We start from the raw sequence: 24035 nt of genomic DNA, 5'->3' as shown, positions 1-24035 counted from the left end.
GGACCATGGACCCTTCTCTGGCGCGGCGCGTGCTCGTCGCGTCCACCGAGATCACGTCGGCGGCGCTGGAAGACCCGGAGAACGTGCTGCGGCTCGTGGTGGAGGCGGCCGCGGAGATCGCGGACGCCGACCTCGGCCTCGCCATGTTCACCACCGAGGACGACGACGGCACGCTGACCGTCGAGGCGTCCAGCGGCGAGCCGATCGTCGCGACGCTCAGCCCGCGCAGCGCCGCGGCCAAGGCCGCGCGCACGGGCGTTCCGGTGATGGCCGACGACGTGACGAGCGATCCCCGCACCGCCCCGTACGTGCCGCAGGCGTTGCGCAGCTACGGGCCGTTCGCGGTGGCGCCGTTCGGCACCTCGGACCGCAAGATCGGCGCTTTGGCTGTGTACCGCAGGCGCGACAAGGCGCCGTTCACGCAGGAGACCGTGGACGTGCTGTCGGCGTTCGCGGCTCAGGCGGGTCTCGCGGTCGTGCTGTCCGAGGGCTTCACCGCACGGCAGCGCGTCGCCGTCTACGAGGAGCGCGAGCGGATCGCCCGCGACCTGCACGACGTGATCATCCAACGGCTCTACGGCGCCGGCGTGCAGCTCAGCCTGCTCGAACGACGCCTGGGCAAGAAGCTGGACTCGGGTCAGCGCGCCCGGATCAACGAGGCCGTCGACCTGGTCGACGAGACGATCGCCGAGGTACGCGCGACCGTCCGCAAGCTGCGCAACACCGACCCGGCCGACTCCGCCGACCTGCTCGACTCGATCAAGGCGGAGGTCCGCACGGCCGGGGAGCTGCTCGGGTTCGGGCCGCGCCTGCACGTGGCCGGAGACCTGGCGAACGTGCCGCGCAAGCACGCCGACGACGCGCGGGCGGCGTTGCGTGAGGCCTTGTCGAACGTCGTGCGGCACTCAGGCGCGACGAACGTCCAGATCGACGTACGGCGCGATGAGAAGCACCTGCTGCTGCGCGTCGCGGACAACGGGTGCGGCATCCCGTCCGGCGTGACTCAGCGCGGACTGCGGCACCTCGCCGAACGGGCGAAGGCCGCGAGTGGTGACTTCCGTGTGCTGAGCTCGCCGAACGGGACGACGCTCACCTGGTCCGTCCCCGTTTAGCCACCCAGGCGGCGGCCTGCGTCCGCCGCTCCATGCCGAGTTTGGAGAGCACGGACGTCACGTAGTTCTTCACGGTCTTCTCCGCGAGGAAGAGCCGTTCACCGATCTGGCGGTTCGTCAGGCCCTCGCCGATCAGTTCGAGCACACGCTGTTCCTGGTCGGTGAGGCCGACCGGGGCCGGATTGCGCATCCGTTCGAGTACCCGGCTGGTGGTCGCGGGGTCCAGAAGGGACCGTCCGGCAGCGACCTCGCGCACGGCCGTGACGACGTCCTGGCCGCGGACCTGCTTGAGCAGGTAGCCCGACGCGCCGGCCATGATCGCGCCGACCAGTGCTTCCTCGTCATCGAACGCGGTCAGGACGAGACAACGAATGCCGAGGTCCCGCAGCGAACGGCACAGGTCGACGCCGCTGCCGTCGGGGAGCTGGACGTCCACCACCGCCACGTCGGGCGGCGTCTGTCCGGCCCGGGTCACCGCCTCGTCGACGGAACCGGCCTCGGCGATGACCGTGATGTCCGCCTCGTCGTCGAGCATCTCGCGCAGTCCTCTGCGCACTACTTCGTGATCGTCAACCAACAAAACGCGCACTGGCACGAATCCACCGTACGTCGAATGGCTGTTCCTGAGGGTGACTCGTATTGGCACAGTTCTTGTCATGGCAGAAGGCTCGGTAAGGCCGATCGAGGAAGCAGATCGCATAGTCGTCGCCCGATTGGTCCTCGAGCTATGGGGAGCGCACACCGCCGTCGCGCACGGCGAGGTGTTCTTCCCGGCGAGTCTGCCGGGCTTTCTCGTGGAGAAGCAGGGTCAGGTGCTGGGTCTGCTGACCTACGCGGTGGCGAACCACCAGTTGGAGATCGTGACGATCGACGCGCTGCGGCGCGGCCGTGGCGTCGGCACCGCGCTTGTCGACGCCGCGGTTCGTCAAGCACGCACGCTCGGATGCAACCGCGTGCGGCTGACGACCACCAACGACAACCTCGACGCCGTCCGCTTCTACCAGCGCCGGGGGTTCAAGCTGGCGGCGCTGCGACCGGACGCGGTGCGCGAGGCGCGCAAGCTCAAGCCCGAGATACCGGCGGTTGGGGAATTCGGCATCCCCATCACAGACGAGCTGGACCTCGAACGATGGGTCGCGCCCCGGCAGTAGTCCACAGCTGTCCACAGTTCTGTCCACAGGTTGTGCACAGGTGGTCAGACGTGCAGCGGGTTGAACGACTCGTCCCACGCGGCCGCGACCTGGTGCGCGCACGTGGACGGCGCGACGCCGCCCACCCCGGTGCCGAGCCCCGGCATCGCGATGGTCCGGACGGCGTCGCGCACCGGCGTGCCGTCCTCCAGGCGCCCGTGCAGCCACAGCCGCAGCACGGCCCGCGCGGCCAGGTACGGGTGGACGGTGTCGACGGGCAGTCGTTCGCCGGGCAGGCGCATGGTCGGTGCGCTGATCATCCAGGCCGGCTCGGTCTCGCCGGTCGCCACGATCTGCGCCTCGCCCACCGGGAGCTCGCCGCCGTGCAACGCGAGGACCGCGCTGCGGACGTTGTTCTCGACGTGGGGGAACGCCGTGGCGTAGACGGCGTCGATGCCGCCGCGCATCCAGCCCTGCGAGTTCGCCGGGCTGACGACGGCCTGCGCGGGTATGTCCAGCACGGACCCGCGATGCACCGTCACCCCGGTGCGTCCGTCCGCGACGGCGAGCCAGGCGTTCGCCATCGGTTCGTCGACCGCGCACAACACGAGTTCAGGCGCTAGAGCGGGCACGCCCCAAGCATTCCAGTTCGAACGGTCCCGGCGGAACCCAGGTTTGGCAGCCGACACAGGCGTGATTTCCGCCTCTGATCGCCGCACTACGCTGATGCGGTGCCACGCATTGCGTACTTCGGACCACAGGGAACCTTCACCGAGCAGGCGGCTCTCCGCTTCGACGGCGAACTCGTCCCCGCCGACACGATCCCGCTCGCCGTCGCCGCGGTGCGCGACGGCTCCGTCGAGTTCGCGTGCGTGCCCATCGAGAACTCGGTCGAGGGTGCCGTGCCCGCGACGCTCGACGTGCTGATCCGCGACGAGCCGGTGGTCGCCGTCGCCGAGACGGTGCTGGACGTCCGGTTCAGCGTCCTGGTCCGGCCGGGCACCACCGAGATCGAGACGATCGCGTCGCACCCGCACGCGCTGGCCCAGGTCCGCGAGTGGATCGCCGCGCAACTGCCCGGCGTCACCTCGATCGCGACGTCGTCGACCGCGGCCGCCGCCGCCGCCGTGGAGCGCGGCGAGTTCGACGCCGCCGTGACGGCCCCGGTCGCGGTGCACCACTACGAGCTGGACGAGTACGCGACCGACGTGCTGGACGTGCCCGACGCGCGGACGAGGTTCCTGCTGCTGCGCCGTCCGGGCGCACTGCCTGAACCGACCGGCGCAGACCGCACGAGCGTCGTCGTGACCACGCCGAACCGCGTCGGCGTGCTGTCCGAGTTGCTCACCGAGCTCGCGTTGCGTGGCATCAATCTCACCGGCCTCGAATCCCGCCCCACGAAGGGCAAACTGGGCACGTACCGCTTCTACATCGACGTCGAGGGGCACATCGCAGAACCGAGGATCGGTGACGCGCTGGCCGCGCTGCACCGACACTCGCACGAGATCCGGTTCCTCGGGTCCTTCCCGAAGGCCGACCACGAGCCCGCCGAGGCTCGCAACGAGGAGTTCGCCGCAGCCGCCGCTTGGGTCGATGCTGTCAGAAAGGGCGAGCGCGGGTGAGGTTACTGCTGGTCAGGCACGGTGAGACGGCGTCGAACATCGATCGCAAACTGGACACGGCCATGCCAGGCCCTCCGCTCACCGAACTCGGCCAGAAGCAGGCTCGCGAGCTCGCCGACACCCTCGCCGCGGAGAACATCACCGCCGTCTACGCGAGCATCGGCCTGCGCGCCCAGCAGACCGCGGTGCCGACCGCCGAGCGCTTCGGCCTGCCGGTGCAGATCCTCGACGGCGTCCACGAGATCCAGGTCGGCTCGCTCGAGGGCCGCAACGACACCGAGGCCTACCGCACCTACCTCGAGACCGTGATCAGGTGGGCGGAGGGCGAGCTGGACGTGCCGTTCCCCGGCGGCGGCGAGACCGGTCAGCAGGTGCTGGACAGGTTCCTCGGCGCCATCGCGTCGATCAGGCAGGACAGCGGCACCGTCATGGTCGTGACCCACGGCGGTTGCGGGCGGATGGGCGCGTTGGCGCTGGCGTCGAACGTGCCCGTGGAGCTGGCCGAGAACCTGCTGCCGAACACCGGCGTCGTGGTGCTGGACGCCGACGGCGACGGCTGGCTGTGCCGGTCGTGGGCGGGCGTGGAGATCCCGTAGGTCACGCGGCGGCGACGTCCAGCCACTCGCCGACGGGCAGCACGTGCGCGCGAGGCCCCGCGTGCTCCCGGAACTCCGCCTCCGGGTCGGCGACCTCGACGTAGCCGGGCAGCTTCGCCGGCTGGTCCATCTCGTAGTGCATGGGAACGGCGTGCCGGGCGCCGAGGATCCTCGCGGCGGCAGCGGCCTGGAACGGGTCCATCGCCGCGGGCACCGGGCTCGGCGGCTGGAGGTGCGGCGCGTCGACCACCGCGCCGTTCGTCGGCAGGAACGCCACGTCGAACGGGCTGAAGCGGCGCGCGACCAGCCACCAGAAGCCGTGGAACATCGTGTCGCCGCCGTGGAAGACGCGCTGCCCGTCCGCTTCCACCACCCAGTTCAGCTGCGGGTCGCCCAGCCCGTCGATCGACGGGACGGCCGTGACGCGGAACGGGCCGATCTCGTGCTCGGACCAGGTGTCGACCACCTCGGCGGCCAGCTCGTACTCGCGCAGTTCGCGCTCGCTCAGCAGCGTCGTCACGTTGTCCACGTCGTCGCCGTGGCCGGGCGCCGGGCGCAGCACGGGTGCTCCTGACGTCAGCACGCCCGCGAGCGCGGTCGCGTCGGTGTGGTCGCGGTGCAGGTGGGTGACCAGCGCGGCGCTGACCTCCCCGCCCGGCGCCGTCAGCCCGATCCCCGGCTGCCAGCCCGTGAACAGCGGCGTCAGGTCCCGCACGTAGTCGATCACCAGCCGCCGGCCGCCCGCCTCGACCTCGACCCCGGCCCAGCCCAGTCGTCGTACTCGCATGTGGCCGAAATTAGAGTACGAGCGTTCGCCAAGCCAATAGCGAACGCTCGTACGCTATCGTTGGCTCATGTCACCGCGACGCTCCGCAGCCGAGGCGCTCCTCACCCGAGGCCGGATCCTCGGCCGCGCCGCCGAGATCGCCTCGGAGGAAGGGCTCGACGGCATCACCATCGGCCGGCTCGCCGAGGAGCTCGAGATGAGCAAGTCCGGGGTGCACAAGCACTTCGGCACCAAGGAGGTCCTGCAGATCTCCACGCTGGACAAGGCGTTCGCCGACTTCTGGGACCGCGTGGTCGAACCCGCGCTGACCGAGCCGCCCGGCCTGCGCCGGCTGCGCGCGGTGTGCGCGGGTTCGGTGGACTACCTGGCCGCGCCGCTGCTGCCCGGCGGCTGTCTGATGACCGCCGCGCTCAGCGAGTACGACGGCCGTCCCGGCGCGGTGCGCGACGCGGTGGCCGAGGTGTGGTCGCGCTGGCAGGGGCAGCTGCGGTCGGACCTGGTCAGCGCGGTGGAGTCGGGGGAGCTGCCGGAGGGCTTCGACGTCGACCAGGCGTTGTTCGAGATCCTCGCCGCCGGGCTGGCGTTGAACGCGGCGATGCAGCTCCAGCACGACGAGGCGGCCGTCGGCAGGGCACGCCGGGCGATCGAGCGGGCGCTGGAGAGCTAACCCCAGCCCAGCTCGTGCAGCTTCGCGTCGTCCACCCCGAAGTGGTGCGCGATCTCGTGCACCACGGTGATGATCACTTCCTCGACGACGTCGTCCTCGGTGTCGCAGATGTCGAGGATCGCCTCGCGGTAGATGAAGATGTGGTCGGGCAGCGTGCCGCCGTAGTCGGTGTTGCGCTCGGTGAGCGCGATGCCCTGGTAGAGCCCGAGCAGTGCCGGCTCGTCCGGGTTGCGGTCCTCGACGAGCACCACGACGTTGTTCATCGCGTGCAGGAAGTCGGGCGGGACCAGGTCCAGTGCCTCTTCCACCAGCTCGTCGAAACGAGCCCGCGTCATCTCGACGGTCATCGGTTCTCCGTCGACGGGATGGGCAACAAGCGGGAGGACGGCTGGTCGGGCGTGCCCGAGCCGGACGGCTTGCCGGACTCCGAGGACGGCTGGCCGGACTGGGAGTGCAGCGGCGCGCCGGTGGGTTCCTCCTGCTGCTTGACCGAGGTGGTCTGCGGCGGGTTCGAGGTGGTCAGCGGGGCGCCGTTGGGGTTGCGGACGCTGCCCTCCCAGGCGACCAGCTTCTCGCCCTGGGGGACGGCGCCGATCTTGCAGTTGGCCCTGCGGGAGCCGACGGCCCAGCTCTCCTCCGCACGGGTGTCCCACGTGACGAGCAGGCCCTTGGCCTTCAGGTCGGCACCGCCGGTGTACTCGGCGGCGATCACGGCGCACTTCTCGGACATGATCGCGTCCTGCTGCTCGGGCGCCACGAACGGGCCTTCCGGGTGTTGCACCTCGCCGACGATCTCGAACGCGTGCGGCTTGGCGCACTCGATCGGGTCACCGACCGTGTTGTTCTCGGCGAGCGCCACGCAGACGCCGGGGTCGTACACGTTCGACTGGTCCTGGGTCTTCGCGCTGCCGTACGACGGCAGGGCGGCGCCGGAGGGTGCGGTGACCTGCAGGCCGCAGCGGAGCTGCCGGTAGCCGCTCGACCAGCGGCCCTCGTCCGGGTTCAGGGTGCTGACCCCGTACTTGCCCTTGGGGTCGAGCTTGCCGGCCAGGTAGGTGATCGACGCCTGCGCGCAGTTCTCCTGCGCGATCTTCGCCCAGGCCTCGGCGTTCGGGTACGGCGCTTCCTTGGGATACGCGGCGGCGATGTCCGCCGTTCCGGTGACCTCGAACTTGTGCGCGGCCGCGCAGTCGACCTTCTGCGCGTCCGACAGGTCGGTCTTCTCCCAGTTCAGGCACTCGCCGGCGACGGCCTGATATGCCGCGTTGACCAGCTCGCGCTTGGTGCTGAGCGGGCCTCCTGCCAGCACGGACGTGAACGCGGACACCATCAACAAGGCGAACGCGCCCACGAAAGCGCCGATCATCACAAGCCGCGTGTCGCGGATGTGACCAGATCGACTCAACCAACCGGCGCTCGGAGACATCTCATCCATGATGCCCGTGCCGGGTGAGACGGCTGTGCGGCGGGTTGGGTCGAGTGTTGCTTTTAGGACACTCGTCACCGAATCGGCCGCGTTTCCGACGTCTCGCTAGGTACCTTGCCCGCGGGAGTGGTGATGACTGACAACAACCTGCCAGGACCTGGCCAGCCGACGCCCCAGCCTGGGCGCCCGTCGGGACCGCCCGGCCAGCCGCAACAGCCGTACCAGCAGCTGCCGCCGCAGATGCCGGCACCGATGCCGGGACCGGGGCAGCCGCAGCGGCCCGCCAAGGGCCAGATGCGCCAGCAGCAGCCGGGCATGACGAAGCCGCGCCAGGCGTCGGTCGCCGAGCAGCGCGCTCGTGCCGCCGCGCTGAAGGCGCAGCAGGAGCGGTTCGCCGCCGAGTCCGCCGCGTTCGAGAAGAAGCGCAAGACGCGCAAGCGCCTGCTCATCGGTGGCGGTGTCACCGTGGGCGTGGTCGCGCTGGTCGCGATCTGGTACGCGGCCGCGAGCCCGAAGAACGTCACGGCGCAGTGCACCGACTCGAACAACGTGATCGTCGACGACGACTACTGCGACGAGTCGTACTACCGCAGCCACGGCGGGTACTCGAGCGGCGGCTTCATCTACATCGGCGGCAGCTCGTACCGCTACAACTACGGCGGCACGGGCACCGTCGGCCAGAAGGTGAGCGGCGGCAGCTACACGCTCCCCAAGGGTGCGAACGTCACCACGAAGTCGGGCACGTCCGTCCAGCGCGGCGGGTTCGGCGTCAGCAGCGGCTCGTCCGGCAGCGGAGGCTGAGCACAGTTGCGTCGTGAAACCTCGCAGCCGCGGCCGAACTGGCAGCGGACGGTCTCGGACCAGGGGTTGGTGTTCGGCCTGCCCGCGAAGTACGCGAACGGCGCCGACCGGCCGTACTGGGACGAGTCGGTGCACTACGTGTTCGAGATGAGCGAGATCCTCTCGCTCGAAGCCGACGTCGAGCTGCTCCACTCCATGTGCCTCGACGCGGTGGACAACGTGGTGCTCACCGAGCGGTACCGCGAGTTCGGCATCCCCGAATGGGTCTGGCCGCACATCGCGGAGTCGTGGCGGCGCCGCGACCCGCACGTCTACGGGCGCTTCGACCTGCGCTACGACGGTTCCGGCCCGGCGAAGCTGCTCGAGTACAACGCCGACACCCCCACGTCACTGCTGGAAGCCGCGTACGTCCAGTGGTACTGGAAGACCGACGTCTTCCCGGACGACGACCAGTGGAACTCGCTGCACGAGCGCCTGGTCGAGCGGTGGACGGAGATCGGTGCCAAGCTGCCCTCCGGCGAGCTGCACTTCACCTGGTCGGGTGCCGACCCGTCCGGCGAGGACCACCTCACGATCGCGTGCCTGCAGGAGACGGCCGCGGAAGCCGGCCTGAACACCGTGGGCCTCGCGATCGAGGAGGTCGGCTGGGACACGCTGCTCAACCGGTTCGTCGACCTCGAAGAGGCCCCGATGGGCACGGTGTTCAAGCTCTACCCGTGGGAGTGGGTGGTCGAGGAGCAGTTCGGCCGCCACGCCGTCGAGTCGCTGCCCGGCACCCTGTGGGTCGAGCCGCTGTGGAAGATGCTGCTCTCCAACAAGGCGCTGCTCGCGATCCTGTGGGAGATGTACCCCGGTCATCCGAACCTGCTCCCCGCGTACCTGAACGATCCCGGCATGCTCACCGAGTACGTGCGCAAGCCGCTGCTCGGCCGTGAGGGGTCGAACATCCAGATCGTCGCCCCTGGCTACGAAACGCAGACCGGTGGCGTGTACGGCAAAGAGGGTTTCGTCTACCAGCTGTTCGATCCGCTTCCGGACTTCGACGGCTACCGCCCCGCGTTGGGCGCCTGGGTCGTCGGCGACACGTCGGCAGGCCTCGGCATCCGGGAAACAGTCGGTCTCGTGACCGACGATGGCGCGGCGTTCGTGCCGCATCGAATTGTCGAGTAAGACTCCGAAAGGGAACAGCACATGATCACGCAGCTCGCGTTGGATCCGGGCTTCGGCGCGACCCTGGGCCGGAACATCGGCGCGATCGCGCTGTACGCCGTCGTCGGTCTCGTCCTCATGGTCTTCGGCTTCTACGCGATCGACTGGACGACGCCGGGCAAGTTGTCCGCCCTCGTCCGCAACGGCGCCCCGAACGCGGTCATCGTGACCGCCTCCGGCCTCGTGTCGATGGCGTTCATCGTCGTCATCGCCATCACCAGCTCCGTCGGCAAGCTCGACGAGGGCCTGCTGTCCGCGCTGGTCTACGGCCTGGTCGGCATCATCGTGCAGGTCGCCGCGGTGCGTCTGCTCGAGTTCGTGACGAAGCTCGACATCGGCTCGATCATCGAGTCGGACCGCTTCGCCCCGGCCTCGGTCGTCGTCGCCTCGGCGCACGTCGCACTCGGTCTCGTGGTGGCGGTCGCCATCAGCTAGCCACCCGTTTTTCGCTTTGTGAAAGTAACGCGGGGGCCCCGCGTTTCCCACTGGGGAACGCGGGGCCCCCGCGTGTCGGGTGGGTGCGGATATCCGGATGAGACGTGGAACGGGTGGGGACTACCCTTTTCAGGGTGATTGACCTCAAGGTGTTGCGCGAGAACCCGGAGACCGTGCGCGCTTCGCAGCGTGCCCGTGGCGAGGACGAGGGCGTCGTCGACAGCCTGCTGTTCGCGGACGAGCGCCGGCGGTCCGCCATCTCCCGCGCGGACACCCTGCGCGCCGAGCAGAAGGTGCTCGGCAAGGAGGTCGGCAAGGCCAAGGGCGACGAGCGCGCCGCGCTGCTGGGCAAGGCGAAGGACCTGGCCGCCGAGGTCAAGGCCGCCGAGGCCGAGCAGCAGGCCACCAGCAACGAGGTCAACGAGCTCCTGGCCAGGATCCCGAACCTGGTGCACCCGGACGCGCCGGTCGGTGGCGAGGACGACTTCCGCGTCATCAAGACGGTCGGTGAGCCGCGCGAGTTCGACTTCGAGCCGCAGGACCACCTCGACCTGGGCACCAAGCTCGGCGCGATCGACATGGAACGCGGCGCCAAGGTCAGCGGGTCGCGGTTCTACTTCCTCAAGGGTGTCGGCGCCCAGTTGGAGCTCGCGCTGCTCAACATGGCGGCGGCGCAGGCCACGGCCAACGGGTTCGAGCTCATGATCACGCCCACGCTGGTGCGGCCGGAGATCATGGCGGGCACCGGGTTCCTCGGGGCGCACTCCAGCGAGATCTACCACCTGCCGAACGACGACCTGTACCTCGTCGGGACGTCGGAGGTGCCGCTCGCCGGGTACCACGCCGACGAGATCCTCGACGGCGAGCGGCGGTACGCGGGCTGGTCGTCGTGCTACCGGCGCGAGGCCGGGTCGTACGGCAAGGACACCCGCGGCATCATCCGCGTGCACCAGTTCAACAAGGTCGAGATGTTCTCGTACGTGAAGCCCGAGGACGCCGAGGCGGAGCACGCCCGGCTGCTCGGGTGGGAAGAGGAGATGCTCGCCAAGATCGAGGTGCCCTACCGCGTCATCGACACGGCGACCGGTGACCTCGGCACGTCGGCGCACCGTAAGTTCGACTGCGAGGCCTGGGTGCCGACGCAGGGCAAGTACCGCGAGCTGACCTCGACGTCGAACTGCACCACGTTCCAGGCGCGCCGGCTGAACGTGCGCTACCGCGACGAGAACGGCAAGTCGCAGATCGCGGCCACGCTGAACGGCACGCTGGCGACCACGCGGTGGATCGTCGCGATCCTGGAGAACCACCAGAACGCCGACGGTTCCGTCACCGTTCCGGAGGCCCTGCGGCCGTTCATGGGCGGGCTCTCCGTCCTGAAGTGAACACCGCGTTCACGTGAGTGAGGCGATGTGGCGCGCGATCTCCAGCGCGCTCGTCGCCGCGGGTGAGGGCGCGTTCAGGACGTGCACCTGACGGGGTGCCGACTCGATGAGGAAGTCGTCGACCAGCGACCCGTCCGGGAGCATGGCCTGAGCGCGCACACCGCTCTCCGCCCGCACCAGATCGTCCTCGGTCACCGCGGGCACCAGCCGTGCCAGCGACGCGGCGAACCGGCGCCGCGACAGCGACCTCAGCACCTCGTTCGCTCCCGTCCGGGCGAACCTCCGCGCCAGCCGCCACGTTCCGGGGAACCGGGCGACGTCGAGAACGTCCGGGAACGACACGTCGCGCCACCGGTAGCCCTCGCGCCGCAACGCCAGCACCGCGTTCGGGCCGCAGTGCACCGACCCGTCGAGCATCCGGGTGAGGTGCACGCCGAGGAACGGCAGCGTCGGATCCGGCACCGGGTAGATCAGCCCGCGGACCAGCTCGGTCCGCCGCAGCTCGTAGTACTCCCCGCGGAACGGCACGATCCTGGCGGCCGGCGAAAGCCCCGCCAGCCGCGCGATCCGATCGCTCTGCAGGCCGGCGCAGTTCACCAGCACGTCGCCGCGCACCACGCCCTGCGGCGTCGCGACCTCGACGTGCGACCCCACCGTCCGGATCGCCAGAGCGGGCGACCGCAGCCGCAGGTCGTGCCCGTCCAGCTGCCGCACCAACGCGGAGCAGACCGCTGAGTAGTCGATGATCCCGGTGCTCTCCACCCGGAGAGCGGCCAGACAGGCCACCTCGGGCTCGTACTCCAGAGCCTCTTCGGGCGAGATCAGCTTCGCCGGGACGCCGTTCGCCTCAGCGCGCGAGGCCAGCGCATGCAGCCGTGGCAACTCATCGGCAGAAGTGGCGACAACGAGCTTGCCGCACACCTCGACCGGAACGCCGTGCTCACGCGCGAAGGCGACCATCGACGCGTTGCCCGCCACGGACATCCGGGCCTTCAACGAACCCGGCTTGTAGTACAGCCCGGCGTGCACGACGTTCGAGTTGTGGCCGGTCTGGTGCGCTCCCCAGCGCTTCTCCTTCTCCAGCACCGTCACGCGGTCACCGCGCGAGGCCAGCTCGGCGGCCACCGCGAGCCCCACGATTCCGCCACCGATCACCACAACAGAGCGCACAGTGACGAAATCTAGTTCAGCGTCCTGCCGTTACAGGTGCTATCCCAGCGTGGGCAGCACGTCGGCCGCGATGTCCTCCACGACCTGTTCGCTGCCCATGTAGATGCCGTCGTGCCTCGGCCAGTGCGTCACCACGTCGGTGAACCCCAGCTCAGCGGCCCTGCCCACGGCGTCGATGAAGCACTCCACGCTGGACAGCGAGTACACCGGCGCCGAGTCGAGGTTCAGGTAGCGGTTCACCCGTGACGTCCGGCCCTGCGTGGCCAACGTCTCAGTGAACTTCTCGGACAACCGCGCGACACCGCGCCACCACGCCTCGTGGTCGTCGGCCGTCGGCCCGGTAGTGACCCAGCCCTGGCCGAACCTGGCCGCCACGGCCATCGCCTTCGGACCGTTCGCGGCGACCACGAACGGCACCCGCGGCCGCTGCACACAGCCGGGCGCGCTGCGGGCCTCCTCCGCCGAGAAGAACTCGCCGTCCCACGTCGTGCGGTCCTTGATCAGCAGCTGGTCGAGCAACTCGACGAACTCGCCGAACCGGGCCGTCCGGTCGGGCGGCAACAACGGCTTCGCACCCTGCACGACGGTGTCGTACCCGTCCCCACCTGCGCCGACGCCGAGCGTGAACCGTCCGTCGGACACGTCGTCGATGGTCAGCAGCTCCCGCGCGAACGGCACCGGGTGACGGAAGTTCGGGCTCGCCACGAAGGTGCCGAGTCTGATGCGCGAGGTGACCATGGCGGCCGCTGTCAGCGTGGGGATCGCGCCGAACCACGGACCGTCGACCAGGGTGCGCCAGCCGAGATGGTCGTAGGTCCACGCGTGGTGAAACCCGTACTCATCGGCCGCGCGCCACTTGGGTTCGGCGATCCACCAGCGGTGCTCCGGAAGAATCACGATGCCTACGCGCACGGACGTACGGTAACCAGCTGTTCAGGTCCCTACGAACTTGGACTCGGTAGTTGAAGAGGCAAGATGACGGTGTGGAACAGCCGCGCCTGGTCGCCTCCGACGTCGATGGAACCCTGCTCACCCCCCAGGAGAGCGTGAGCGCACGCACCGCACAGGTGGTCGCGCGCGTGCTCGCGGCGGGTGTGCCGTTCGTGCTGGCCACCGGCAGGCCGCCGCGCTGGATCCCGAGGATCGCCGAGGAGGCGGGACTCGACGGCCTCGCGGTCTGCGCGAACGGCGCGGTGCTCTACGACATCGGCAAGGACGAGATCGTCTGGGCGCGCACACTCAGCCCAGTGCAGCTGCACGACATCGCCGCCGCCATCGACAGCGTGCTCGACGACTGCACGTACGCCGTCGAGCTGGTCGGCACACCGAAGGACGACAGAACGTTCGTCGCCGAGATCAGCTACACCCACCCGTGGCCCGAGGGCCCGCACAGCGGCCTCACCCGCGCCGAGACGCTCGGCTTCCCCGCGACGAAGCTGCTGATCCGGCACCGCAACCTGACCAGCGCCGAGATGGTGTCCGCGATCAGCGAGGTCCTGCACGGCGAGGTCGACCTCACCTACTCCACGAACAACGGCCTGATCGAGGCCTCGGTGCACGGCGTCACGAAGGCGTCCGGCCTCGCCGACGTCGCGGAACGGTTCGGCGTCGAGCGCGAGCACGTGATCGCGTTCGGCGACATGCCGAACGACGTGGAGATGCTGACCTGGGCCGGTCACGGCGTGGCGATGGAGAACGGCCACGAGGCCGCGAGGGCCGCCGCGAACGAAATCACGGGCCCGAACGCGGAGGACGGCGTCGCGATGGTTCTCGAACGCTGGTTCTGACGCACGGCTAGCCTGTGCGGCATGCGTGCACTCGTGACCGGCGGCGCCGGTTTCATCGGCTCCACCCTGGTCGACCGCCTGCTGCGCGACGGCCACGAGGTCCACGTCGTGGACGACCTGCGCCGCGGCACCCGGACCGCGCCGGCCGATCCCGCCCACGCCGGCCGGTACTCGTTCACGCAGCTGGACATCGCGAACCCCGAGCTCGGCGACGTGGTCACCGGGTTCTCCCCGGAGGTGGTCTTCCACCTCGCCGCGCAGATCGACGTGCGGGTCAGCGTCGCCGATCCGATCCTCGACGCGCAGCAGAACGTCATCGGCACGATCAACGTCGCGGAGGCCGCCCGCAGGGCCGGCACCCGCAAGATCTGCTTCGCATCGTCGGGCGGCTCGATCTACGGCACGCCGGACGTGCTGCCGGTCTCCGAAGCCGTGCCGATCAACCCGAAGTCGCCGTACGCGGCGAGCAAGATCTCCGGCGAGATCTACCTGAACACCTACCGCCAGCTGTACGGCTTGGAGTGCACGCACCTCGCCCTCGCGAACGTCTACGGCCCGCGGCAGGACCCGCACGGCGAGGCGGGCGTGGTGGCGATCTTCGCCAACGCCCTGCTGGCGGGGAAGCCGACGAAGCTGTTCGGCGACGGCGGTAACACCCGCGACTACGTCTACGTCGAGGACGTGGTGGCCGCGTTCGTGGCGGCGTCCGGAGAGAGCGGCGGCGGGCAGCGCTACAACATCGGCACCGGCCAGCAGACCTCGGACAAGGAGCTGCACAGCCTGGTCGCGCTGGCCGCCGGGGCGGCCGACGAGCCCGAGTACGCCCCCGCGCGGCTCGGCGACCTGCGGGCCTCCGCGCTGGACGCGTCCAGGGCGACGCGCGAGCTCGGCTGGGTGCCGGAGGTCGACGTCAAGACCGGTACGGCGCGGACGGTGGAGTACTTCCGCACCGCCTGATCAGCGCGCGGCCGAGTACTGCGCGCCGTCCGGCACGTACTTCTGCCGGACGCTCCGCGACAGACCGTCGCGGAACCCGGCGAGCAGCGCCGCCACGTGGGTGCGGCGCTGCTTCTCGAACACCGCCGTGTTGAACGTCCACCGCGCCAGAAAGAGCACGGCGGACAGCGCCCAGCGCCGGTTCTTCGCACGCTGCTCGCGCGCCAGGATCGTGCTGTTGCGCGCGACCCAGTAGTGCCGCCAGGCCGGGTAGTGCAGGACGTGTGTCCGCACGGGACCGATCCGGTGCTCGCGCCGGTCGCCCAGCGAGTGCGGCAGCAGGACCGTGGTGTCCTGCACGACGCGGAACCCGTGCTCGCGCGCCCGCAGGCAGAAGTCGAAGTCGACCCAGTCGACGAAGAAGTCCTCGCGGAACCGGCCGACCGCGGTCAGGCAGGCGCGCCGGACCAGCATCCCGGACGTCATCACGCCGTCCCGGTCGGCGAGCGCCGGGCCCGATTGGGCGGCCTTCTCGTAGGACCCGCCGTGGGCGGCGTCCCACGGCGTCGGCGCGACCACGCCCACCGACTCGTCGGCGAAGTGGGCGGCGAGCGAGGGCACGAGGTCCGGCGGCAGCACCGAGTCCTGGTCCAGGAACAGCACGACGTCCGTGTCCGCGGGCAGCTCGGCGACCGCCGAGTTCAGCGCTGCGGCCAGGCCGAGGTTGCTGCCGTTGCGCAGCACGGTGACTCTCGGGTCGTCGAGCTTCTCGGCGGACGACGACGACCCCGCGGGGGTGTTGTCGGAGACGATCACCCCGGAGCAGGTGAGCAGGGCGGACTCGACCACGGCCGCGAGCCGGTCGTCCGGGTGGTACGCCGTGACGAGCGCGGTCACCTTCACAGCCCGACCTCCTTGCGGCCGGCACCGGACCGGTAGTCGGCGCCCGCGGGCAGGTAGCCGGCGGTCACGCGGTTCAGCACGGCGTCACGAACACCGCTGAGGATCGCCTTGAGGTTGGCGCCACGCTTCGGTTCGAAGACGGCGGTGGTCAGCGCCTGCCGCCCGATGTAGAGGAAGGCCATCAGCGCCCAGCGCGGGTTGCGGGTGAGGTTCTCCCGGATCATCACCAGCCCGTTGCGGGTGATCCAGTAGTGCCGCCACGGCGAGTAGCGCAGCACCTTGACCGTGCGGCCGGCGAACTTGTGCTCGCGCCGGTCGCCGATCGAGTGCGGCAGCCGGGTCGCCATGTCCTGCACGATCCGCACGCCGTTGCGGCGCAGCCTGAGACAGAAGTCGTTGTCGACCCAGTCGACGAAGAACTCGTCGCGGAACGGACCCGCCGCGTCCAGCACCGCGCGCCGGACGATCATGCCGGACGTGATGACGGTGTCCTGGTCCACCAGCCCGCTGCCGGTGGGCGAGAAGCGCTCGTACGTGCTGCCGTCCGCCGCGTCGACCGGGGTCGGGGCGATGACGCCGATGGACGGGTCGGCGAGGTGCGCCGCAAGTGCCGCCACCAGCCCGTCCGGGAGCACGGAGTCCTGGTCGAGCACGAGGACCGCCTCGGTCTCCGGCCGCAGTGCCCGGACCGCGTCGTTGAGCGCGCCCGCGAGACCGCCGTTGCGACCCGACCGGAGCACCCGGACCCTCGGGTCGGTCAGCTGCTCGGCCGACGAGCTCTCCGCGGTCGGCGTGTTGTCGACGACGATGGCGTCCGCGCAGGTCACCAGTACCGCGTCGATCACCGCCGAGAGCCGGTCGTCCGGGTGGTACGCGGTGACGACAGCCGTGATGACTGGATCGGTCATCGGTATCGGGGCTCCTCGGGGAATCGGCAGTGCCCGGCCGATGCTACAGAGGCGCGCCGGGGGCGCTGAGGGCGTCCGTTAGGCTCGATTTGGTCCCCTGAAGAGCGATTGGCTAGTTACATGACTCCCTTGCGCTTCCTGCGCAGTCCGATGGCGTTGATGGGCATCGGATTGGGGATGGTCGTCCTCTCTGGCTTCGCGTTCATCCCGCTGATCACGCGCTCCGGCGTGGACAAGTCCGCCGTCGCCGCGCTCGCGAGCCTCTACTTCCTGGTCAACACCATCGCGCTCGGCGCGTTCTCCGGCGTCGAGCAGGAGATGTCCCGCACGGTGAGCCGCGAACGCGCGCTCGGCCGTCCGTCCTGGCAGGCCGCCCGCCTGGTGGCCCGGCAGGCCCTGGTGCTCTTCGGGCTGATCTCCGCCCTGGTCGTCGTGCTGTCCCCGGTGCTGGTCGGCGAGGCACTGGGCGGGCACTGGGTGCTGCTCGTCGAACTCGTCGTCGGCGTGCTCGCCACGTGCTGCGCCTCCGCGGTCCGCGGAGCTCTCGCCGGCAGTGAGCGGTTCGGCCTGTACGCGGCGACGCTCGCCGTGGAGGGCGTGGCGCGGGTGGTGCCGTTGGTCGCGCTGTGGCTGCTCGGGGCCGACTCCGCATGGCTGTTCGGCCTGGCCTTCGTGCTCGGCCAGGCCTTCGCCGCGCTGGTCGGTGCCGGAGTGCTGTGGCGGACCGGGGCCGTCGACGCGAGCCGGGTGGCGGCGGCCGCGGCACCTCCTGCCGAGAGCACGGACCGGAAGTGGCTCGGCCTCTCGGGGAGCCTGTTCCTGCTGGTCGTCGCCAGCCTCACCTTCCAGGCCGTGGTCAACCTGCCGCCGGTGGTGATCGGCGCCAAGCTGGAGGCGCTGCCCGAGGTCGCGACGGCGATCGCCGGGGCTGTCACGCTGACCCGGTTGCCGATGTTCGCCTTCGTCCCGCTCCAGACCACGCTCCTGCCGCGGCTGACAGCGGCCGCGGCCCGGGGTGACCGGAGGGGAGTGCGTACGCAGACCCTCCGCACCATCGCGCTGTGCGTCACGCTGGGCCTGCTCGGCATCGTGCTGCTGGCGACCGCGGGGCCGTGGTTGCTCGCCCTCGTCGTCGCCAAGACCGGCAGCCTGTCCAACGGGACCCTGGCCGCGCTCGGCATCGGCACCGTCTTCCTCATGGCGGCGAACGTCATGCAGCCCGCACTGGTCGCCCTCGGCAAGCACCGGATGGTGCTGGCCGCGTTCCTGACGGGCGCGGCGGCCATGACGGTGACGTTCGTCCTGCCGGTCGACCCGGTCACCGCGGCGGTGCTGTCGACGGCGGCCGGCCCGGCGACCCTCACGATCTTCATGGTCGTCGTCCTACTGCGGGCGACCGGCCACGACCACCAGCCAGCCCCGGTCGAGGCGCCGACGCCGGCGCCCGCCGAGCCCAGGGAGCGAACCACCCGATGACCGACAAGATCACCGCGATCGCGACGGCCTACCACCCCGACCAGCGGCTGTTGGACGTCGTCGAGGCCGCGCGGGCGTCCTGCGTCGAGGTGCTGGTCGTGGACAACACGCCCGGCGGGGCGGAACTGCTGCGCGGCGAGCTGCCGGAAGGGGTCCGCGTGCTCCGGCCGGCGGGCAACCTCGGTCTCGCGGGCGCGCTCAACCTGGGCATCCGGGAGATGTCGCCCGCATCCGAGGCCGTGCTGCTGCTCGACCAGGACTCGGTGCTCTCCGGAGAACTGGTCGGCCTGCTGGCCGCGCACCTGGCCGACCCGACGATCGGTGCCGCGGCCCCCGCGCCGTGGGACGCCGTCCGTCAGTCCTTCATCGACCCCCGCACGGTGCTGCGGTCCGAGGTCGCCGACCGGGACGCCGTCATCACCTCCGGCATGGTGGTGCGGCGTTCGCTGCTCGACCAGCTGGGCGGGTTCCGCGAGGACTTCTTCGTGGACTGCGTCGACCAGGACTTCTGCCTGAAGCTGCGGCGCACCGGGATGCGGATCGTGCAGGACAAGCGGGTCAAGCTGCCGCATTCACTCGGCGACGTGCGCGAGCACCGGTTCCTGATCGGGCACGTCCGGGTGACCCACCACCCGAAGTGGCGGCTGTACTGGGTGATCCGCAACGGCGTGCTGCTGGTGAAGGAGAACCTGCGCCGGTCGCCGGTGTGGTGCCTGACGTCCGTTCTCATCATGGTGCGCTGGGCTCTGCTGACGGCGCTGTACGAGCAGCCGCGCGGCGCACGGCTGCGCGCGATGTGGCACGGCCTGCGGGATGGGGTGAGGGGCCGGACCAGCGCCGACTACCTGCCGGCCGGCAGCGCGCTCGCGGGGTCCTGAGCAGCGCGGCACCGGCCACGGATGGCGTAACCGCTGCACTACACTGGTAGGGCATTTCCACAGACTTTGGCATTGCGACAGAACATGGCGTCCTGGAGGACCCCGGTGGCTGAATGGTCCGACGTCTGGCTGGTCGTTCCCGTGTACAACGAGGCCCAGGTCATCGGGGACGTCGTGCGGAACGCCAGGCAGACGTTTCCGAACATCGTCTGCGTCGACGACGGCAGCGCTGACGCGTCAGCCGAGCAGATCCAGCAGGCAGGCGCCCACCTGGTGCGTCACCCGGTGAACCTCGGCCAGGGCGCCGCGCTGCAGACCGGCGTCAGCTACGCCAAGGCGCAGCCGGGCGCGAAGTACTTCGTCACCTTCGACGCCGACGGTCAGCACCAGGTCGACGACGTGGTGCGGATGCTCAAGCGGCTGCAGGCCGAAGAGCTGGACATCATCGTTGGTACCCGGTTCGTCGCGGGCGCCGACACCAGCCACATCCCGTGGATCAAGCGGTTCGTGCTGAAGACCGTGGTGCTGCTCAGCCCGCGCACCCGGCGGCTGGGCCTGACCGACGCGCACAACGGGCTGCGGGTGTTCAACCAGACGGTCGCGGACAAGCTGAACATCACCAGCAACGGCATGGGGCACGCCTCGGAGTTCGTCGAGCTGATCGACCACCACAAGTGGAAGGTCGGCGAGGAGCACGTGACGATCCTCTACACGGAGTACTCGATGGCCAAGGGCCAGTCGCTCATCAACGGCGTGAACATCGTCTTCGACGGTGTCATGAGGGGTTCGAGGCACTGACATGTTGATCCAGATCCTGCTCATCGTCGCGGTCCTGGCGCTGCTGGTCCTCTTCCTGCGGCACCACGGCAAGAGCAAGACCGCAGCCGGTGTCAAGATCGGCTTCTCGGTGTTCATGCTGTTCGGCGTGCTCGCCGTGCTGTTGCCGGGCGAGGTCGCCGCGATCGCCAACTTCCTCGGCGTCGGCCGTGGTACCGACCTGCTGCTCTACGGCCTGATCGTCGCGTTCGGCTTCGCCACCATCAACACGTTCCTGCGCTTCAAGGAGCTGGAGCTGCGCTACGCCAAGCTGGTGCGCGCGATGGCCATCCAGAACGCCAAGGCCCCCGACGAGGAGATCAAGCCGACCGACACGTCGGTCGTCTGAACCGCCTTTCGTCCCCGGTCGGCTGACCGGGGACGATTGTTTTCTCAGCTGGTTCCGAAGGCGTGCTTGGCCAGCGCACGGGCGACGTCGCGCTGCCCGCCCCGCACGGCCGTCGGGAGCAGGGTCAGTGCGTGCAGCCGGGACGAGGAGTGGTTGCGCGCGGCCCGCTCGGCGCGGCGCCAGCCCTTGGCCCTCATCCGGTCGGCCATCGTCAGGAACAACTCGCGTTCCTCGGTGAAGCGGTCCCCGTCCAGCGCCATCTTCGACGAGACGCTCTCGAGGTGCCGCCGGTACTGGAAGCAGACCGTGCTCTCCACCAGCATCTGCTCGCCGCGCTCGATCAGCTCCAGCTCCAGCGCGAGGTCCTGGGTGGTGCGCAGGTCGGCGCGGAAGCCGACCGACTTGATCGCCTCGGTGCGCCAGGCGATCGACGGGAAGTACAGCCAGTTGCCGCGCAGCAGGCTCGCCGCCAGCTCCTCGCCGCCCATCAGCCGCCGGTCGGTCACCTTCGGCGCGTACAGCCGCTTCTTGACCTCGTCGGCGAGGGCCTTGACCGGCCGGCCGTGCTGGTCGATCACCGTCACGCCCGGCTGGATCATGCCGACGCCGGCGTGGTCCTTGTAGGCGGCCAGCACGGTGCTCACGTAGTTGGGCAGCAGCAGGTCGTCCGCGCCGAGCATCGACATCAGCTCGTGTTCGGCGAGGTCGAGGCACTTGCTGAAGTTCCCGGTGACGCCCAGGTTGCGCTCGTTGCGGAAGTAGCGGATCCGCTCGTCGGCCAGCGACTCGAACCAGCCGGGCACGCTGGGCTCCGCCGTGTCGTCGACAACCGTCAGTCGCCAGCCGGCGTCCGTCTGCGACCGCACGCTCTGCACGGCGGCCTGCATGAGCGCGACGTCGCCGTAGTACGGCAGCATGATGTCGATCATCGTCATGGCGCGGGGGCTCTCCTCATCGGCTACGCGGCCATGATGCCCTACCTGGCCCGGGCCGAGTCCGTGAGGATGGGGCCCAGCTCACGCCGCTATCCTCTGCGATCGTGCAAATTCGTGAGCTGACCATCGCCGGAGCGTACGAGTTCGTGCCGCGGACCTTCGGCGACAACCGCGGCATGTTCGCCAGCCCCTACTCCGAGCAGGCGCTGATCGAGGCGACTGGCCGCTCGATGAGGGTTGCCCAGACCAACCACTCGATCTCGGCCAAGGGCACCATCCGCGGCGTGCACTTCGCCGACGTGCCTCCCAGCCAGGCGAAGTACATCTACTGCCCGCGCGGCTCGCTGCTGGACGTCGTCGTCGACATCCGGGTGGGCTCGCCGACCTACGGTCAGTGGGACGCCGTCAGGCTCGACTCGACCGAGTGCCGCGCGCTGTTCGTGTCCGAAGGTCTCGGGCACTCGTTCGTCGCCCTCGAGGACGACACCGTCATGAGCTACCTGTGCGGTGAGGCGTACAACCCGAGCGCGGAACACGGCGTCAACCCGCTGGACGCGGCACTCGAACTGCCGTGGCCCACTGATCTTGAGCAGGTGCTTTCCGAGAAGGACCTCGCGGCCCCGACCCTCGCCGAGGCCGAAGCGGCCGGTATCCTCCCCCGGTACGAGGACTGTCTCGCCTACTACGAGAAGCTCCGCGCCAACAGCGTGTGATGACGCGCCGCCGGATCGCTTCCGTGTACGCGCTCGACGAGTGCCCCTATTTCCGACCGGATGGGATGAACGCGCGACGATGAGAGGGATCATTCTCGCCGGCGGCAGTGGTACCCGGCTGCACCCGATCACGCAGGCCGTGTCCAAGCAGCTGCTGCCGGTCTACGACAAGCCGATGGTGTACTACCCGCTGTCGGTGCTGATGCTTGCGGGCATCAAGGAAATCTTGATCATCTCGACGCCGACCGACCTGCCGAACTTCCAGCGCCTCTTCGGTGACGGTTCGCAGCTCGGCATCCGGCTCGAGTACGCCGAGCAGGCCCAGCCCAACGGCCTGGCCGAAGCGTTCGTGATCGGTGCCGACTTCATCGGCGACCAGGACGTGGCGCTCGTGCTCGGCGACAACATCTTCCACGGTCAGGGCTTCGCGAAGGTGCTCCAGCAGCACGCGGAGTCCCTCGACGGCTGTGTGTTGTTCGGGTACCCGGTCAAGGACCCGGAGCGCTACGGCGTCGGCGAGGTGGACGCGCAGGGCAACCTCATCTCGATCGAGGAGAAGCCCGCCCTCCCGAAGTCCAACAAGGCCATCACCGGTCTCTACTTCTACGACAACCAGGTCGTGGAGATCGCCCGCGGACTCGAGCCCTCGGCTCGCGGCGAGCTGGAGATCACCGACGTCAACATGGTCTACCTCAAGCAGGGCAACGCGAAGCTGGTCGACCTCGGGCGCGGGTTCGCCTGGCTCGACACCGGCACGCACGACTCGATGCTCGAGGCCGGCCAGTACGTCCAGGTGCTCGAGCACCGGCAGGGGATCCGGATCGCCTGTCTCGAGGAGATCGCGCTGCGGATGGGCTTCATCGACGCCGACGCGTGTTATGCCCTCGGCGAGAAGCTGGCCAAGTCCGGCTACGGCCAGTACGTGATGGAGGTCGCCCGCACGTCGGGCGCCGCCAAGTGAACAAGTCGACGAATGCCCAACAGACAGGTGCGGCGAGGAGCACGATGCGGGTTCTGGTAACTGGTGGCGCGGGGTTCATCGGATCCCACTACGTGCGGCAGCTGGTCGGAGGCGCCTACCCGGCGTTCGCCGACGCCGAGGTCGTCGTGCTGGACAAGCTGACCTACGCGGGTAACGAGGCGAACCTCGCACCGGTGGCCGACAGCCCCCGGCTGCAGTTCGTCCGCGGTGACATCTGCGACGCGGAGCTGGTCGGCAAGCTGATGGCCGGCACCGACGTGGTGGTGCACTTCGCCGCCGAGTCGCACGTGGACCGGTCCATCTCCGGTGCCGCCGAGTTCGTGGTGACCAACGTGCTCGGCACCCAGACGCTGCTGCAGGGCGCGCTGGAGGCCGAGGTCGGCAAGTTCATCCACATCTCCACGGACGAGGTGTACGGCTCGATCGAGACCGGCTCCTGGACCGAGGAGCAGCCGCTGGAGCCGAACTCGCCGTACTCGTCGGCCAAGGCCAGCTCCGACCTGATCGCGCGGTCCTACCACCGCACGTACGGCCTGCCGGTCTGCATCACGCGCTGCTCGAACAACTACGGCGAGTACCAGTTCCCCGAGAAGGTCATCCCGCTGTTCGTGTCGAACCTGATGGACGGCAAGAAGGTGCCGCTCTACGGCGACGGCCTGAACGTCCGCGACTGGCTGCACGTCGACGACCACTGCCGGGGCATCCAGCTCGTCGTCGAGGGCGGCCGCGCCGGTGAGGTCTACAACATCGGCGGCGGCACCGAGCTCACGAACCGCGAGCTGACCGAGAAGCTGCTGGCCGCGATGGGTGCCGACTGGTCCTCCGTGGAGCAGGTCACCGACCGCAAGGGTCACGACCGCCGCTACTCGGTCGACATCACCAAGATCTCCACCGAGCTCGGCTACACCCCGCAGGTGCCGTTCGAGGAGGGCCTGGCCCGCACCGTCGCCTGGTACCGAGACAACCGCAGCTGGTGGGAGCCGCTCAAGGAGCGCGCCGCACTGGCCTGATCGGC

General features: G+C 69.6%; 28 protein-coding genes. 18 read left to right on the top strand and 10 right to left on the bottom strand.

What is annotated here, in order from left to right:
• The first annotated feature begins 5 nt into the window (after nt 1–5).
• Nucleotides 6–1112 carry a GAF domain-containing sensor histidine kinase gene (locus tag ACRSBM_RS39635; RefSeq protein ID WP_434451849.1) on the top strand — a complete coding sequence of 369 codons (1107 nt, stop codon included), beginning with the start codon at nt 6–8 and terminating at the stop codon, nt 1110–1112.
• On the opposite strand, the gene ACRSBM_RS39630 is transcribed toward ACRSBM_RS39635, so the two are convergent.
• Nucleotides 1090–1707, bottom strand: coding sequence for a response regulator (locus ACRSBM_RS39630; RefSeq protein ID WP_434451848.1), 618 nt, complete (start codon nt 1705–1707; stop codon nt 1090–1092). The two genes, ACRSBM_RS39635 and ACRSBM_RS39630, sit on opposite strands and share 23 nt — an antisense overlap.
• Nucleotides 1708–1768: 61 nt before the next feature.
• Here ACRSBM_RS39630 and ACRSBM_RS39625 point away from each other — a divergent pair, with 61 nt between their 5' ends.
• Nucleotides 1769–2263 (top strand): GNAT family N-acetyltransferase, encoded by a 495-nt coding sequence (locus ACRSBM_RS39625; RefSeq protein WP_434451847.1) that lies wholly within the window; start codon nt 1769–1771, stop codon nt 2261–2263.
• Between the two features lie 44 nt (nt 2264–2307).
• Here ACRSBM_RS39625 and ACRSBM_RS39620 read toward each other — a convergent pair whose 3' ends face one another.
• Nucleotides 2308–2826, bottom strand: a complete 519-nt coding sequence (locus ACRSBM_RS39620; RefSeq protein WP_434453412.1) for a macro domain-containing protein — start codon at nt 2824–2826, stop codon at nt 2308–2310.
• Nucleotides 2827–2973: 147 nt separating this feature from the next.
• On the opposite strand from ACRSBM_RS39620, the gene pheA reads away from it, so the two are divergent.
• Both pheA and ACRSBM_RS39610 read left to right on the top strand, forming a co-directional pair.
• On the top strand, nt 2974–3864 hold the full coding sequence (pheA, locus tag ACRSBM_RS39615) for a prephenate dehydratase (RefSeq protein WP_434451846.1): 891 nt from the start codon (nt 2974–2976) through the stop codon (nt 3862–3864).
• A complete protein-coding gene (locus tag ACRSBM_RS39610; RefSeq protein WP_434451845.1) occupies nt 3861–4460 on the top strand; it encodes a histidine phosphatase family protein in 600 nt (199 codons plus the stop codon). The genes pheA and ACRSBM_RS39610 overlap by 4 nt, the downstream gene beginning before the upstream one ends.
• 1 nt (nt 4461) lies before the next feature.
• Here the strand turns inward: ACRSBM_RS39610 and ACRSBM_RS39605 are convergent, their stop codons facing one another.
• Nucleotides 4462–5247 carry an MBL fold metallo-hydrolase gene (locus ACRSBM_RS39605; RefSeq protein WP_434451844.1) on the bottom strand — a complete coding sequence of 262 codons (786 nt, stop codon included), beginning with the start codon at nt 5245–5247 and terminating at the stop codon, nt 4462–4464.
• A gap of 67 nt (nt 5248–5314) precedes the next feature.
• Between ACRSBM_RS39605 and ACRSBM_RS39600 the strand changes: the two genes are divergently transcribed.
• Nucleotides 5315–5914, top strand: a complete 600-nt coding sequence (locus ACRSBM_RS39600; protein ID WP_434451843.1) for a TetR/AcrR family transcriptional regulator — start codon at nt 5315–5317, stop codon at nt 5912–5914.
• Here the strand turns inward: ACRSBM_RS39600 and ACRSBM_RS39595 are convergent.
• Nucleotides 5911–6261, bottom strand: coding sequence for a metallopeptidase family protein (locus ACRSBM_RS39595; RefSeq protein ID WP_434451842.1), 351 nt, complete (start codon nt 6259–6261; stop codon nt 5911–5913). The genes ACRSBM_RS39600 and ACRSBM_RS39595 overlap by 4 nt on opposite strands.
• A complete protein-coding gene (locus ACRSBM_RS39590; RefSeq protein ID WP_434451841.1) occupies nt 6258–7280 on the bottom strand; it encodes a septum formation family protein in 1023 nt (340 codons plus the stop codon). Before ACRSBM_RS39590 ends, ACRSBM_RS39595 begins: the two co-directional genes overlap by 4 nt.
• Nucleotides 7281–7472: 192 nt before the next feature.
• On the opposite strand from ACRSBM_RS39590, the gene ACRSBM_RS39585 reads away from it, so the two are divergent.
• The 4 genes from ACRSBM_RS39585 (at nt 7473) to serS (ending at nt 11167) form a co-directional block, all read left to right on the top strand.
• Nucleotides 7473–8141, top strand: a complete 669-nt coding sequence (locus ACRSBM_RS39585) for a hypothetical protein (protein ID WP_434451840.1) — start codon at nt 7473–7475, stop codon at nt 8139–8141.
• 6 nt (nt 8142–8147) lie between these two features.
• Entirely contained in the window at nt 8148–9311 is a 1164-nt protein-coding gene (locus tag ACRSBM_RS39580; RefSeq protein ID WP_434451839.1) for a glutathionylspermidine synthase family protein, read from the top strand.
• Nucleotides 9312–9332: 21 nt separating this feature from the next.
• Nucleotides 9333–9785, top strand: a complete 453-nt coding sequence (locus ACRSBM_RS39575) for a DUF350 domain-containing protein (protein ID WP_434451838.1) — start codon at nt 9333–9335, stop codon at nt 9783–9785.
• A 134-nt stretch (nt 9786–9919) separates the two neighbouring features.
• Entirely contained in the window at nt 9920–11167 is a 1248-nt protein-coding gene (gene serS / locus ACRSBM_RS39570; RefSeq protein WP_434451837.1) for a serine--tRNA ligase, read from the top strand.
• Nucleotides 11168–11176: 9 nt separating this feature from the next.
• Here the strand turns inward: serS and lhgO are convergent, their stop codons facing one another.
• Together lhgO and ACRSBM_RS39560 are read right to left on the bottom strand one after the other, a co-directional pair.
• Nucleotides 11177–12337, bottom strand: a complete 1161-nt coding sequence (gene lhgO / locus ACRSBM_RS39565; protein WP_434451836.1) for an L-2-hydroxyglutarate oxidase — start codon at nt 12335–12337, stop codon at nt 11177–11179.
• Nucleotides 12338–12376: 39 nt separating this feature from the next.
• On the bottom strand, nt 12377–13249 hold the full coding sequence (locus tag ACRSBM_RS39560; RefSeq protein ID WP_434451835.1) for an LLM class flavin-dependent oxidoreductase: 873 nt from the start codon (nt 13247–13249) through the stop codon (nt 12377–12379).
• 71 nt (nt 13250–13320) lie between these two features.
• Here ACRSBM_RS39560 and ACRSBM_RS39555 point away from each other — a divergent pair, with 71 nt between their 5' ends.
• Entirely contained in the window at nt 13321–14124 is an 804-nt protein-coding gene (locus ACRSBM_RS39555) for an HAD family hydrolase (RefSeq protein ID WP_434451834.1), read from the top strand.
• A gap of 21 nt (nt 14125–14145) precedes the next feature.
• Nucleotides 14146–15081 (top strand): NAD-dependent epimerase/dehydratase family protein, encoded by a 936-nt coding sequence (locus tag ACRSBM_RS39550; RefSeq protein WP_434451833.1) that lies wholly within the window; start codon nt 14146–14148, stop codon nt 15079–15081.
• On the opposite strand, the gene ACRSBM_RS39545 is transcribed toward ACRSBM_RS39550, so the two are convergent.
• The gene (locus ACRSBM_RS39545; RefSeq protein WP_434451832.1) at nt 15082–15963 is read right to left on the bottom strand and encodes a glycosyltransferase family 2 protein; all 882 of its coding nucleotides are present in this window, start codon (nt 15961–15963) and stop codon (nt 15082–15084) included.
• A complete protein-coding gene (locus tag ACRSBM_RS39540; RefSeq protein ID WP_434451831.1) occupies nt 15960–16871 on the bottom strand; it encodes a glycosyltransferase in 912 nt (303 codons plus the stop codon). The genes ACRSBM_RS39545 and ACRSBM_RS39540 overlap by 4 nt, the downstream gene beginning before the upstream one ends.
• A gap of 120 nt (nt 16872–16991) precedes the next feature.
• Here ACRSBM_RS39540 and ACRSBM_RS39535 point away from each other — a divergent pair, with 120 nt between their 5' ends.
• The 4 genes from ACRSBM_RS39535 to ACRSBM_RS39520 all read left to right on the top strand — a co-directional run bounded on the left by ACRSBM_RS39535 (nt 16992) and on the right by ACRSBM_RS39520 (nt 20390).
• Nucleotides 16992–18347 carry a lipopolysaccharide biosynthesis protein gene (locus ACRSBM_RS39535; protein WP_434451830.1) on the top strand — a complete coding sequence of 452 codons (1356 nt, stop codon included), beginning with the start codon at nt 16992–16994 and terminating at the stop codon, nt 18345–18347.
• Complete coding sequence (locus tag ACRSBM_RS39530; protein WP_434451829.1) at nt 18344–19225, top strand: glycosyltransferase; 882 nt, start codon at nt 18344–18346, stop codon at nt 19223–19225. Before ACRSBM_RS39535 ends, ACRSBM_RS39530 begins: the two co-directional genes overlap by 4 nt.
• 105 nt (nt 19226–19330) lie before the next feature.
• Entirely contained in the window at nt 19331–20023 is a 693-nt protein-coding gene (locus ACRSBM_RS39525) for a glycosyltransferase family 2 protein (RefSeq protein WP_434451828.1), read from the top strand.
• A 1-nt stretch (nt 20024) separates the two neighbouring features.
• Nucleotides 20025–20390, top strand: coding sequence for a DUF2304 domain-containing protein (locus ACRSBM_RS39520; RefSeq protein ID WP_434451827.1), 366 nt, complete (start codon nt 20025–20027; stop codon nt 20388–20390).
• Nucleotides 20391–20434: 44 nt separating this feature from the next.
• On the opposite strand, the gene ACRSBM_RS39515 is transcribed toward ACRSBM_RS39520, so the two are convergent.
• Nucleotides 20435–21325: a glycosyltransferase family 2 protein gene (locus tag ACRSBM_RS39515; RefSeq protein ID WP_434451826.1), complete on the bottom strand. Its 891-nt coding sequence runs from the start codon at nt 21323–21325 to the stop codon at nt 20435–20437.
• Between the two features lie 104 nt (nt 21326–21429).
• Between ACRSBM_RS39515 and ACRSBM_RS39510 the strand changes: the two genes are divergently transcribed.
• The 3 genes from ACRSBM_RS39510 to rfbB all read left to right on the top strand — a co-directional run bounded on the left by ACRSBM_RS39510 (nt 21430) and on the right by rfbB (nt 24030).
• On the top strand, nt 21430–22038 hold the full coding sequence (locus ACRSBM_RS39510; RefSeq protein ID WP_434451825.1) for a dTDP-4-dehydrorhamnose 3,5-epimerase family protein: 609 nt from the start codon (nt 21430–21432) through the stop codon (nt 22036–22038).
• 79 nt (nt 22039–22117) lie between these two features.
• On the top strand, nt 22118–22999 hold the full coding sequence (gene rfbA, locus ACRSBM_RS39505) for a glucose-1-phosphate thymidylyltransferase RfbA (RefSeq protein WP_434451824.1): 882 nt from the start codon (nt 22118–22120) through the stop codon (nt 22997–22999).
• A gap of 44 nt (nt 23000–23043) precedes the next feature.
• Entirely contained in the window at nt 23044–24030 is a 987-nt protein-coding gene (gene rfbB, locus ACRSBM_RS39500; RefSeq protein WP_434451823.1) for a dTDP-glucose 4,6-dehydratase, read from the top strand.
• The last annotated feature ends 5 nt before the right edge of the window (nt 24031–24035 follow it).

Source organism: Lentzea xerophila (assembly GCF_051094245.1).
Classification (GTDB): domain Bacteria; phylum Actinomycetota; class Actinomycetes; order Mycobacteriales; family Pseudonocardiaceae; genus Lentzea; species Lentzea xerophila.
The sequence above is the reverse complement of the archived record's forward strand: the minus strand, read 5'-3'. Positions and strand labels throughout refer to the sequence as shown.